The sequence below is a fragment of the Aquimarina sp. I32.4 genome (assembly GCF_002924285.1).
GTDB lineage: Bacteria > Bacteroidota > Bacteroidia > Flavobacteriales > Flavobacteriaceae > Aquimarina.
Genome location: NZ_PGUB01000061.1, coordinates 1 through 11,855 on the forward strand (window position 1 = coordinate 1; position 11,855 = coordinate 11,855).

The 11,855-nt window shown below is 32.6% G+C and carries 12 protein-coding genes; 8 read left to right on the top strand and 4 right to left on the bottom strand.

Annotated elements, in window-relative coordinates; translation table 11 throughout:
* The 4 genes from CVD18_RS13890 to CVD18_RS13905 all read left to right on the top strand — a co-directional run.
* Positions 1-256, top strand: a 256-nt coding sequence (locus CVD18_RS13890; protein ID WP_146052742.1) for an integrase core domain-containing protein, incomplete at its 5' end; no start/stop codon positions are given.
* A gap of 249 nt (positions 257-505) precedes the next feature.
* The gene (locus CVD18_RS13895; protein ID WP_103866046.1) at positions 506-691 is read left to right on the top strand and encodes a hypothetical protein; all 186 of its coding nucleotides are present in this window, start codon (positions 506-508) and stop codon (positions 689-691) included.
* Positions 692-761: 70 nt separating this feature from the next.
* The gene (locus tag CVD18_RS13900; RefSeq protein ID WP_103866047.1) at positions 762-1,979 is read left to right on the top strand and encodes a lanthionine synthetase C family protein; all 1,218 of its coding nucleotides are present in this window, start codon (positions 762-764) and stop codon (positions 1,977-1,979) included.
* Between the two features lie 46 nt (positions 1,980-2,025).
* Positions 2,026-3,045, top strand: a complete 1,020-nt coding sequence (locus tag CVD18_RS13905) for a low specificity L-threonine aldolase (RefSeq protein ID WP_103866048.1) — start codon at positions 2,026-2,028, stop codon at positions 3,043-3,045.
* 54 nt (positions 3,046-3,099) lie between these two features.
* Here CVD18_RS13905 and CVD18_RS13910 read toward each other — a convergent pair whose 3' ends face one another.
* On the bottom strand, positions 3,100-3,414 hold the full coding sequence (locus CVD18_RS13910; RefSeq protein WP_103866049.1) for a YegP family protein: 315 nt from the start codon (positions 3,412-3,414) through the stop codon (positions 3,100-3,102).
* 233 nt (positions 3,415-3,647) lie between these two features.
* Between CVD18_RS13910 and CVD18_RS13915 the strand changes: the two genes are divergently transcribed.
* Positions 3,648-4,751 (top strand): OmpA family protein, encoded by a 1,104-nt coding sequence (locus CVD18_RS13915; RefSeq protein WP_103866067.1) that lies wholly within the window; start codon positions 3,648-3,650, stop codon positions 4,749-4,751.
* Positions 4,752-4,836: 85 nt separating this feature from the next.
* On the opposite strand, the gene CVD18_RS13920 is transcribed toward CVD18_RS13915, so the two are convergent.
* Complete coding sequence (locus CVD18_RS13920) at positions 4,837-5,286, bottom strand: thioredoxin family protein (RefSeq protein WP_103866050.1); 450 nt, start codon at positions 5,284-5,286, stop codon at positions 4,837-4,839.
* A 43-nt stretch (positions 5,287-5,329) separates the two neighbouring features.
* The gene (locus tag CVD18_RS13925; RefSeq protein ID WP_103866051.1) at positions 5,330-5,656 is read right to left on the bottom strand and encodes a YbaB/EbfC family nucleoid-associated protein; all 327 of its coding nucleotides are present in this window, start codon (positions 5,654-5,656) and stop codon (positions 5,330-5,332) included.
* 135 nt (positions 5,657-5,791) lie between these two features.
* On the opposite strand from CVD18_RS13925, the gene CVD18_RS13930 reads away from it, so the two are divergent.
* From CVD18_RS13930 to CVD18_RS13940, 3 genes are all read left to right on the top strand, one after another.
* A complete protein-coding gene (locus CVD18_RS13930) occupies positions 5,792-7,861 on the top strand; it encodes a S9 family peptidase (protein ID WP_103866052.1) in 2,070 nt (689 codons plus the stop codon).
* A gap of 89 nt (positions 7,862-7,950) precedes the next feature.
* The gene (locus CVD18_RS13935) at positions 7,951-8,991 is read left to right on the top strand and encodes a PLP-dependent cysteine synthase family protein (RefSeq protein WP_103866053.1); all 1,041 of its coding nucleotides are present in this window, start codon (positions 7,951-7,953) and stop codon (positions 8,989-8,991) included.
* Positions 8,992-9,254: 263 nt separating this feature from the next.
* Positions 9,255-10,514, top strand: a complete 1,260-nt coding sequence (locus CVD18_RS13940; RefSeq protein ID WP_103866054.1) for an aminotransferase class I/II-fold pyridoxal phosphate-dependent enzyme — start codon at positions 9,255-9,257, stop codon at positions 10,512-10,514.
* Positions 10,515-10,710: 196 nt separating this feature from the next.
* On the opposite strand, the gene CVD18_RS13945 is transcribed toward CVD18_RS13940, so the two are convergent.
* Positions 10,711-11,832 carry a GNAT family N-acetyltransferase gene (locus tag CVD18_RS13945; RefSeq protein WP_103866055.1) on the bottom strand — a complete coding sequence of 374 codons (1,122 nt, stop codon included), beginning with the start codon at positions 11,830-11,832 and terminating at the stop codon, positions 10,711-10,713.
* Positions 11,833-11,855: the final 23 nt, after the last annotated feature.

Here is an 11,855-nt window from a genome sequence, read left to right on the forward strand (position 1 = left end):
AGGGGTAAGTCAAGAGTTTACTCATGTTGCTACACCAGAGGAAAATGCACATGTAGAAGCTTATCATGGAATACTTAAAAAAGAAGTCTTTCAACGATTTGAGTATAGAACATTTGGAGAGATTCAACAAATACTAAAAAGATATGTGGTTTTCTATAACAACGTAAGGCATCATGGACTATTGGGAAGAATAACTCCTATGGAAAAATGGAACAAAGACAAACACTTAATTTTAATGAAAAATAGAGTAGCATAATTAATAATCCAAATTTAAAAGATTACTCTTGTTTTATAGGGGTCAAAACATAAGATATAGTAATAGAGTATTTCAAGATCATGATTGGTTTTATGCATTTTTTTAATAGGTATTCCCATTTTATCTAGATTTATATTTTTACGTTGGATAAGAAGCTTATCTAATAAAACAGGAAAAAATGTTAATCGATGAACTATTTATGGATTAATTAGCCCGAACATTTCATTAATTATATTAGGGTTGTCTGACTTGAAATTTCAAAATGAAGAAGCAAATACCATTGTGTTAGAAAAAAGAAAAGACTACGGTAAAAAAGTTTTTCGTTTAAAAGAAGATGTATTAGAGAAAAAAGAACTCGGAAAAAGAATAGATAAGCTGAAAAAGGATTTGAATGAAAAGCTTCAGTTAGAGTTAAGGGATTTCTACTCAAAATAAATAACTGCAAGTTTTGTTCTAATAATGAATAAAAAGGTATTGAAGAAGGCTGCTTAACACAAAATCACACATGAATATTGAAACTCAATTAAGAAATAAACTACAAGAAATAAGCGAAATACTAGAGGTTGAAACTGATCAAAATAAAGAAGTAGGGGTTTTATCTGGTATTTCTGGAGTTGCGTTATTTCAATTTTACTACTCAAGGTTTACAGAAGATGATACACACGCTGATAAAGGAGTAGAAACAATAACAAAAACAATAGAGCTAATTAATAATGGGTTTTCATACCCTACTTTTTGTGCTGGTATTTCAGGAGCCTGTTGGGCACTCGAAATTCTCAAAGAAGAAGAATTTATTGAGCTAGATGATGATTTTCTCTCTTCAGAATTAGATTCATATTTATTAGAAGCGATGCGAGCAGATATAAAAATAGCCTATTTTGATTTTTTACATGGGGCTATAGGATATGGATATTATTTTTTGAAACGATACCAGAACGCAGCATCAGAAGCTTCCAAAAAAATATATAAAACATATCTAGATGAGCTGATCACTGCACTAAAAAAAACATCCAAAGAAAATGAACAAGGAGTTTGGTGGCAATCTGTTTTGGATAAAGAAAAAGGGATCGTTGGTTGTAATCTTGGATTATCACATGGTATATCAAGTACTGTAAATTTTTTAGCGAGGATAGCAGTATATGATGAGTTTTATGAGGATGTTATTGAGCTAGTGCAAAAGACAGCTTATTATATATTGAGTTATAAAACTAACGATACCACCTTGACAGCGATGTACCCTAATTGGATTGTTGAAAATAATAAAACCGATGATCCATCTAGATTAGCATGGTGCTACGGAGATTTAGGCATAGGAATATCGTTATTAAAAGCAGCAGAAGTATTAAAAGATACTCGGCTATATAATGAAGCAATCAACACATTAAAGCATTCTACAAAACGTAGAAACCTTGATGAAGCTGGAGTCAAAGATGCTGGGATATGTCATGGAGCCTATGGTATACTTCATATGTATACTTATTTATATAAAAAAACAAAAGAAGATGTATTCAAAGAAGCTTCTGATTTTTGGATGCAACAAGCTTTGGATATAGGAGTGCATGATGATGGGTATGCTGGATACAAGGTATGGAGAGGTGTAGAAACAGAAAAATGGATAAGCGAGGTTAACTTACTAGAAGGAGTAGCAGGGATAGGATTGACTATGCTATCTTATATGACTCCTTTGCAAACAAAATGGGATGAGTCCTTATTGATAGGCTAATTTATATAGAATAATAAGAAAGAAGTATATATTTAATTACGATACAATGAAAGTAGACCTTAGAAGTGATACAGTAACCAAGCCCACTCCGGGGATGCTTGATGCTATGTTTAGTGCAGAAGTGGGAGATGATGTGTATAAAGAAGACCCTACAGTTAATATGCTAGAAGAAAAGGTCGCACATATGTTTGGGAAGAAACAAGCACTGTTCTTTCCATCAGGTAGTATGGCTAATCAAGCCGCTATAAAATTACACACACAACCAGGAGATCAATTGATAACTGATCATTATGCACATGTATATAATTATGAAGGAGGAGGTGTTTCTTTTAATAGTGGGGTTTCTTGTAAACTATTACAAGGAAATAGAGGTATGATTACTGCCGCACAGGTAGATTCTTCCGTCAACCCACCTGATTTTTATCATAGTCCTTTAACGAGTTTGGTAAGTATAGAAAATACAACCAACAAAGGAGGTGGAGCATGTTATGATTTTGAAGAGGTTAAAAAAATAAAAAAAGTATGTGATAAGCATGATTTGGGATACCATTTGGATGGTGCTCGATTATGGAATGCTCTTGTAGAAAAAGGGGAGAAAGCCATGCAATACGGAGATGTTTTTGATACTATTTCTGTTTGTTTAAGTAAAGGTCTTGGAGCTCCTGTAGGATCTGTATTAGTGGGAGATGATCATATCATGAAACAGGCCATCAGGATTCGTAAAATTTTAGGAGGAGGTATGCGACAGATAGGGTACCTAGCAGCTGCAGGCTTGTATGCATTAGAACATCATGTAGGTAGGTTAACAGAAGATCATAAAAAAGCAAAAGAAATAGGTAACGTACTAGAAAAACTATTCTATGTAAAACAGGTAGAGCCAATAGATACCAATATTGTCATATTTACAATAGATGGTGATGAAGAAGAATTTATAACAGAGATGGCCACAAAAAATATTCATTTTTATGGAATGGGAGAAGGCAAGTTACGATTGGTTACTCATTTAGATTATACGCAAAAGATGCATGAATATTTTTTAGAAGTATTGATAGCTTCTAATAAATAAAGCTATCTAAGATTGATAGACAGCTTTATTTAAGATTTTATAAAAAAAATAGATTCATTTTGTAGTTGCTTCTGGAGCGTTTTCTTTTACAGAATTGATACCATTTTCCATTCCTGATTCTGAAGAGTACATTTGACTACTACCAATAATTTGACCATTACCTGCTTTCAGGTTAAAATAGAATTTTCCATTTTTTGCTGTTTTACGCTCATATTTACCATCTTCAGAAGCATTTTTTTTGACAGAAGAAATACCATTTTCTGCCGCAGATTTGCTATTATAAACTTCGCTACTTAAAATCACTTGTCCATTTTTGGCTTTCAGCGTAAAATGATAGCTGGATCCCTCTTTACTTTTGAGTTCAAACATATTGTTAGGTTTTTAGTTAATTTTTTAGCTTTTGTTAAAAATATATAATTAAAAGGAAAAAGAAAAATGTATTGTCAAGGAACCTCTTTTTTAGTGTGATGTATTTTATCGAAGAAAGATACAAATCATCGGAAAAAACACGTTTTCATGTTATTAGCCCTCAGTATATCTGCGTTTTAACAATTAATTTTGTATTTTATATTTTATTTAAAACACACAAAAACCATTCAACTATGAGAAAAATAACTTTAGCAGTATTCTTTACTTTTTTAGGAGCTGCATTACATGCTCAACAAGACTTGCCGGCAGACCCTAAACCAGGGAAATGTTATGTTAGATGTACAACTCCAGATGTTTATGAGAATAAAACAGTAAAAGTGGAAATAACACCAGCATATAAAAAGTTAAAAACATACCCTGCCGAGTATAAAACTGTTACAGAAAAAGTGGTCATCAAAGAAGCTTCAAAAAGACTTAAAGTTATCCAAGCAAAATATGAGACTAAAACGGTAACTTTTGTTAAAAAGCAAGGAGCTTCTTCTTTAAAGATCATCCCAGCAAAATTAGGTAATGGATCTGAAACTGTAGAGGTTAAGCCAGCTTTCGCACAATGGGAGTTAGGGTCTCCAGCACCTGATTGTGCATCGGGAAATCCAGATGATTGCCGCTATTGGTGCTATAAGGGGTATCCTGCAGAGTATACAACCGTACCTGTTAAAAAGTTAGAGACAGATGCTACTACTCAAAGTCAAAGTATAAAAGAATTAGGGGGTACATTTACCCAAAGAGTGGTGGTTGAGCCAGCAAAAGTTATCGAAGAAGAGATTCCAGCAGAGTATGGCACTATAACCAAAACTGTTCTTGTCAAAGATGCATACTCAGAAGAAGTGATTGTTCCTGCAACTTATGAAGAAGTCTCTCAAGAAGTATTAGCCAAAAAAGGAGGTTTAACTACTTGGAAAGAAGTAGAATGTTCTTTGGTAGAATACTCTGCTTTACCAATTAATTGGAATTTAGGGAGTGCTACATTAACAACACAAGCCAAAAACTTGATTGATACTAGATTACTTCCTGTTTTAGCAAGCAATGAAGGTGCTAAGATGGAGATAGCATCTCATACAGATGCAAGAGGTTCTAAAACTAATAATAAAGCACTTTCTGTAAGGAGAGCACAATCTGTAGTAACTTATTTGATATCTAAAGGAGTTAATGCAAGTAGACTTGTAGCTAATGGGTATGGAGAAACCAGACTCAAAAATAGATGTGCAGATGGTGTTACATGTACAGAAAGAGAACATGCTGCCAACCGTAGAACAGAATTTAGATTAATTCAATAATAGTATTTATAGAATTATAAAAAGAAATAAGGAGGCAATTTGCCTCCTTATTTCTTTTTATTTTAATAACGTTTCAATACACTACCTATTTAGAAAACTTATCTAGTAATTCAAAATGAAACTTAGGATTTCTAAGTGAACTATATCCAGAAATTTTATCAAGAATTTTCCCTTTTGAAGATAGAATTAATACCAAAGGAAAAGATTTATTATCATTATAATCATTCAATAAGGAATAATTCTGTTCCCTTTGTTTATCAGTAAGAAGATCATTGTTTCTAGGAATATCTATAAGAAGGAATACAAAATCCTTTTTATAGTTACTAAACTTTTTATGATCAAAAAAATCTTCTTTTAGAAGTTTACAAGGTCTACACCAATCACTACCGCTAAAATACATTAGAATAGATTTTTTATTGGCTTTAGCTTCCTTTTTTGCGAGATCAAAATCTTGCAACCAAACAATATCTTTTGATTCTTGTTGAGAAAACCCAATAAAACCAAACAATACAAAAAATAGGAAAATGCGTCTCATTATTTATAACTATATGTTGCTTAGTTTATAAAGTTAACAAAAATTATTCCATAAATTTATCTAACCCAGGAATATTTGGTATCCCTTCCTTTGCTACAGCGGCTAGTTCTGATTCATTAACTTGAGTAGCTTTTGTAATCGCTTTATTAAGTGTTAATATCAAATAATCTTCTAATTGCTCTTTGTCTTTTAACAAATCATCAGATACAGTTATATTCTTTACCTCTCTATTGGCGGTAATAGTAATTTTAAGCAATCCATCAACACTTTCTTCATCGATCAATACCGTACTTAATCTTTTTTTTGTTTCAGCTACTTTTTGCTGGGCTTCTTTTAGTTTACCCATCATGCTCATCATATCTCCAAACATATATGTTTTTTTTTTAATTTATAAATGCAAAATTAGTACTTTGGGTGTTAATAAACTAACAAGATTATTGCGAAAACTCAGGGTATTATATTCTTAAGATCACTTATTTTTGCAACTTCATGTAAAAACAATACAATGACTACATTGAATACCAAAATTCAACCACCTATAGTAGATAAAAAACCAACAAACCTTAAAAAACATAAAGATACTCGTGTTGATGAATATTTTTGGTTAAATGAGCGAGAGAATCCAGAAGTGATTGATTATTTGGAACGTGAAAATGAATATACTGATAAAATGACTGCGCATACCAAAAAGTTTCAAGAAGATCTTTTTGAAGAAATGAAAGGGCGTATTAAAGAAGACGACTCTTCTGTTCCTTATAAATTAAATGGATATTGGTATTTAACGCGTTATGAAAAAGGGAAAGATTACCCTATATACTCCAGAAAGAAAGAAACGCTAGATGCAGATGAAGAAATTCTTTTTGATTGCAATGTAGAAGCAGAAGGGCATAACTATTTCAAATTATCAGGGCTTAATGTGAGTCCAGATAATAAATTAATTGCATTTGGAGTAGATACAGTAAGTAGGCGTAAATATACAATACAGATAAAAAATCTGGAAACAGGAAAAGTTTATCCTGAGATTATAGAAACAACTACAGGAGGGAGTACATGGGCTGCTGATAGTAAAACATTATTTTATACCAAAAAAGATGATGAAACATTACGATCAAATAAAATTTATAGACATGTTTTAGGAACTTCTGTTTCAGAAGATGTTGAGATTTTTAATGAAACAGATGATACCTTTAATACATTTATTTATAAGACCAAATCAAGAAAATATCTAGTTATAGGATCTAGTAGTACATTGACTTCAGAATATAGAATTTTAAAAGCAGATAACCCCACTGGAGAATTTAAAATTTTTCAACCAAGAATACGAGGGGTAGAATATGGGATAGCCCATTACGAAGACCATTTTTATGTGTTGACAAATGCAGATAAGGCAACTAATTTTAAACTAATGAAGGTTGGTGAAGGCAATACAGCAAAAGAAAACTGGACTCCTTTAATTGCTCATAGAGATCATGTTTTGCTAGAAGATGTAGAGATTTTCAAAGAATATTTGGTTATAAGTGAGAGAGACAATGGACTTAATAAGATCAATATTAAACGATGGGATGGTACTGTAGATTACTACCTGCCATTTGATAATGAAACCTATACGGCTTATTTGAGCGCAAATCCTGATTTTGATACTAAAATACTTAGGTATTCATACAATGCACTTACAACCCCCAACTCTGTAATTGATTTTGATATGGAAACTAAGAAAAAAGAAATCAAAAAAGAACAAGAAGTACTCGGAGGTAAGTTTGATAAAGAAAACTATGTTTCAGAGAGAGTATGGGCAATAGCAGAGGATAATACTAAAATTCCTATGTCTTTGGTTTATAAGAAAGGAATTAAAAAAGATGGTAGTAACCCCTTATTGCAATATGGGTATGGGTCTTATGGTTCAACCATAGATCCTTATTTTTCCTCAGTACGATTAAGTTTACTTGATAGAGGGTTTATTTATGCAATTGCACATGTAAGAGGAAGTGAGTATTTAGGGAGATCGTGGTATGAAAACGGAAAATTACTAGCAAAGAAAAATACATTTACTGATTTTATAGACTGTTCCAAATATTTGATAGCAGAAAAATACACCTCTGCAAATCATTTATATGCTATGGGAGGCTCGGCAGGAGGATTATTAATGGGAGCAGTAGTTAATATAGCCCCTAATTTATATAATGGAATTGTAGCCGCAGTACCCTTTGTAGATGTTGTTACTACAATGTTAGATGAAAGTATTCCACTTACCACAGGCGAATATGATGAATGGGGAAACCCTAATGAAAAAGAATATTATGATTATATGAAATCATATTCTCCATATGATAATGTAACAGCACAGAAATACCCAAATATGTTGATCACTACTGGTTTACATGACTCGCAAGTTCAGTATTGGGAACCAGCCAAATGGGTAGCTAGATTAAGAGAATTAAAAACAGATGATAATTTATTATTGTTACAGACCAATATGGAAACTGGTCACGGAGGAGCCTCAGGAAGGTTTGAAGCACTAAAAGAAGTAGCAGAAGAGTATGCCTTTTTATTAGATTTAGAAAGTATAAAAGAGTAATTAAAAAAAATAATGTACCTTCGTACCGTTTTTGTAGCAGTTAGTGGTTTCCTATTTAACCCCCACAAATCTGTGTAAAACACTACTATATGAAAGAAGATATTAGGGCTTATAATAATGTTTTAGAGCTTATCGGTGATACCCCACTTATAAAGTTAAACAAGATTATGAAAGGCTTTCCGGGAAATTTCTACGCTAAAGTAGAATCTTTTAACCCAGGGCATTCTACAAAAGACAGGATTGCACTTTATATAATAGAAGAAGCAGAAAGAAAAGGTATTCTTAAACCTGGCGATACCATTATAGAGACAACTAGTGGAAATACTGGTTTTAGCTTAGCAATGGTAAGTGTCATCAAAGGATATGACTGTATTCTAGCAGTAAGCTCCAAGTCCTCTAAGGATAAGATAGCTATGCTAAAGAATATGGGGGCAAAAGTATATGTTTGCCCTGCTCATGTAAGTGCTGATGATCCAAGATCTTATTATCAAGTAGCAAAAAGGCTTCATGAAGAGATAAAAGGTTCTGTGTATATTAATCAATATTTTAATGAATTAAATATTGATGCTCATTACAATTCTACAGGCCCAGAAATTTGGGATCAAACCAATGGTAAACTTACTCACTTTATAGCGTGTTGTGGAACTGGAGGAACCATTTCTGGTACTGCAAGGTTTTTAAAAGAAAAAAATAGTGATATTCGTGTTTTAGGAATTGATGCCTATGGATCAGTTTTGAAAAAATACCATGAAACCAGAGAGTTTGATAAGAAGGAAATTTATCCTTACAGAATAGAAGGTCTTGGTAAAAACTTGATTCCTACTGCTACAGATTTTGATGCTATTGATCAATTTGAGAAAGTAAGTGACGAAGATAGTGCTCATACAGCAAGAGAATTGGTGAGAAAAGAAGGTATGTTTTTAGGATATACTAGTGGTGCTGCTATACAAGGAACGAAACAACTTGCAGAGCAAGGGGAATTTGATGAAAATAGTAATGTAATTATTATTTTACCAGATCATGGATCAAGATATATGAGTAAAGTATTTAGTGATGAGTGGATGACTGAACAAGGATTTTTTGATAGTAAGAACGAAGTAGATGCTACAGAAGTTCAGTTTATAAAATAGAATCTAAAAAAAAATATTTTTAAAAACATTCCTTTTACGGGGATGTTTTTTTTTGAAGATGTTTTTGGGCTACTGAAAGAGATTTTATAATACACAATTGTGATTAAATTGTCTTGTAATCCTTAGGATACTAGTGACGTAATAGTTGAACGATTTTGTGTTTTGTGAAAATAACAGTTTATAAAAGTGAAATAGGATATAATTATGTCATCAAATCAATTTTCCGTATTTTCGCACACTTATAAGAAACAATTTTTTGATAAATGAGAGATTTATTTGATAAGATATATAAAGACAAGGGTCCATTAGGAAAATGGGCAGATCAAGCAGAAGGATATTTTGTTTTTCCTAAACTAGAAGGCCCTATATCAAATAGAATGAGGTTTCAAGGGAGAGAAGTAATTACCTGGAGTATCAATGACTATTTGGGATTGGCAAATAAAGAGGAAATACGCAAGGTAGATGCAGAAGCCGCAGCAAAATATGGTTCAGCCTATCCTATGGGAGCGAGAATGATGAGTGGGCATACTGATTTGCATGAGCAATTACAAGATGAATTGGCAGAATTTGTTGATAAAGAAGCTGCATATCTATTGAATTTTGGATATCAAGGTATGGTGTCAACTATAGATGCACTTGTAAGCAAGGATGATATTATTGTATATGATGTAGATGCACATGCTTGTATTATTGATGGTGTACGTTTACATCAGGGAAAAAGATACACATATCGACATAATGATATAGAAAGTATCGATAAAAACTTGATGAGAGCTACCAAAATGGCTGAAAAGACTGGAGGAGGGATTTTATTGATTTCTGAAGGTGTTTTTGGAATGCGTGGAGAACAAGGGAGATTAAAAGAAATAGTTGCATTAAAAGAAAAATATAATTTCAGGTTATTTGTTGATGATGCACATGGTTTCGGGACACTTGGAAAAACAGGAGCAGGAACAGGAGAGGAGCAAGGTGTTCAGGATCAGATAGATGTGTATTTTGCTACATTTGCTAAATCTATGGCAAGTACAGGAGCATTTATTGCTGCAGATCAAGAAATAATTGATTATTTGAAATATAATTTGCGTTCACAAATGTTTGCAAAATCGCTTCAGATGCAGTTAGTAGTAGGAGCGCTTAAACGTTTGGATATGCTAAAAACAATGCCTGAGCTTAAGGATAAGTTATGGCAAAATGTAAATGCATTGCAAAATGGACTTAGAGATAGAGGTTTTGACTTAGGGACTACACAAAGTTGTGTAACGCCAGTATATCTAAAAGGAAGTATTCCTGAGGCTATGGCTTTGGTAAAAGATCTAAGAGAGAATTATGGTATTTTCTGTTCTATTGTAGTGTACCCTGTAATTCCTAAAGGGTTGATATTGCTAAGGCTTATTCCTACAGCATCTCATACAGGAGAGGATATAGAAGAAACATTAAATGCATTTTCTGCAATACGTGAGCGTCTAGAAAATGGAACTTATAAACGTATATCTGCCGAAGTAGCAGCTGCGATGGGTGAGTAAACCCATAAAAAATAAGTACTAAAAAAAACCGTTATTCTTAGCGGTTTTTTTTAGTACTTATTTTTTATGGAGATACTATAAATTTAAGGTAGCCTGTAGGGTATTTGAGAGACTTTGAATTATAATAAAAAAGGGTAAGACTTTAAAAAAAAGTCAAACCCTCGATATTTTAAGTTACATACTTAAGTATTTCTATTTATAAAATACTTTTTCTAAACGTTCTTCGCATTTTATGTTGTTCATGTTCATAACCATTCCATAATGCTTGAATAGCTTTGTTTTCTTCAAGTTCAGGATTGGTTTCAACAACTTCGATACCATTACGTAGAAAAGCTTCATTCATTTCTTTAAAAATTAGTGCAGTAACTCCTTTGTTTTGATATTCAGGGTCTACACCAATAAGATAAAAAGCTGCAGTATTATTTCTGCGTTGCGCTTTTAAGATGTGTAAAAATCGAAGCGGATATACTTTACCGTTCATTTTCTTTAATGCTTTTGAAAAAGAAGGCATTACAATTGAAAATGCTATGAGTTTTCCTGTATTATCTGCAATACAAGTAATGTACTCTGGGTTGAGATATGGCAGGTATTTTTTCTTATACATATCAATCTGATACTGTTGTATAGGAACAAATGTTTGCAAACTACTATATGTTTTGTTAAGTAGATCAAACATATCATCTGCATATGCAAGTATCTCTTTACTCTTTTTGAATTTAAGAAGTTGAAGTTGGTAACGTTCTTTGATTACCTTGGCAAATTTTATTACTTTTTCTTTTGTTTCTTTAGGAACTTTTATTTTGTATTCGACCCAAGTAGCAGCTGGTTCAAAACCAAGTTGCTCCATGTGTTTTGAGTAATATGGGTAGTTGTACCATGTAATCATGGTGTTGAGTTCTTCGAACCCTTTGATAAGGATTCCTGCTTTATCCATATTAGAGAACCCTACTGGTCCTTCTATATATTCTAAGGAGTGTTGAGCGCCATACTCAATAACTTTTTGCAATAGAGCCTTGGTTACTTCAATATCATCAATAACATCAAACCAGCCAAAGCGCACTTTTTGCTTTTTTTGCTCTTTTACTTCAATCCAGTTTATAATTGCGGCAATTCTACCTACAATCCTATTGTTTTTATAGGCAAGAAAGTACTTTGCATCAGAGTTTTTAAAAACTGGGTTCTTTTTTGGGTTTATTACATCTACTTCCTCTTTGATGATAGAAGGTACATAATAAGGGGAATCTTTATATAACTCAAAAGGAAATTTAACAAACGTAGCCAAATCTCCTTTTGAAGTAATTTCTTTAATCGTAATCATATATCATCTCTAATTCATCACAA

Bases quoted from the DNA above. Each gene is read 5' to 3' on its own strand.
- CVD18_RS13900 (WP_103866047.1), top strand. From the start codon at position 762: ATGAATATTGAAACTCAATTAAGAAATAAACTACAAGAAATAAGCGAA.
- CVD18_RS13905 (WP_103866048.1), top strand. From the start codon at position 2,026: ATGAAAGTAGACCTTAGAAGTGATACAGTAACCAAGCCCACTCCGGGG.
- CVD18_RS13910 (WP_103866049.1), bottom strand. From the start codon at position 3,414: ATGTTTGAACTCAAAAGTAAAGAGGGATCCAGCTATCATTTTACGCTG.
- CVD18_RS13915 (WP_103866067.1), top strand. From the start codon at position 3,648: ATGAGAAAAATAACTTTAGCAGTATTCTTTACTTTTTTAGGAGCTGCA.
- CVD18_RS13920 (WP_103866050.1), bottom strand. From the start codon at position 5,286: ATGAGACGCATTTTCCTATTTTTTGTATTGTTTGGTTTTATTGGGTTT.
- CVD18_RS13925 (WP_103866051.1), bottom strand. From the start codon at position 5,656: ATGTTTGGAGATATGATGAGCATGATGGGTAAACTAAAAGAAGCCCAG.
- CVD18_RS13930 (WP_103866052.1), top strand. From the start codon at position 5,792: ATGACTACATTGAATACCAAAATTCAACCACCTATAGTAGATAAAAAA.
- CVD18_RS13935 (WP_103866053.1), top strand. From the start codon at position 7,951: ATGAAAGAAGATATTAGGGCTTATAATAATGTTTTAGAGCTTATCGGT.
- CVD18_RS13940 (WP_103866054.1), top strand. From the start codon at position 9,255: ATGAGAGATTTATTTGATAAGATATATAAAGACAAGGGTCCATTAGGA.
- CVD18_RS13945 (WP_103866055.1), bottom strand. From the start codon at position 11,832: ATGATTACGATTAAAGAAATTACTTCAAAAGGAGATTTGGCTACGTTT.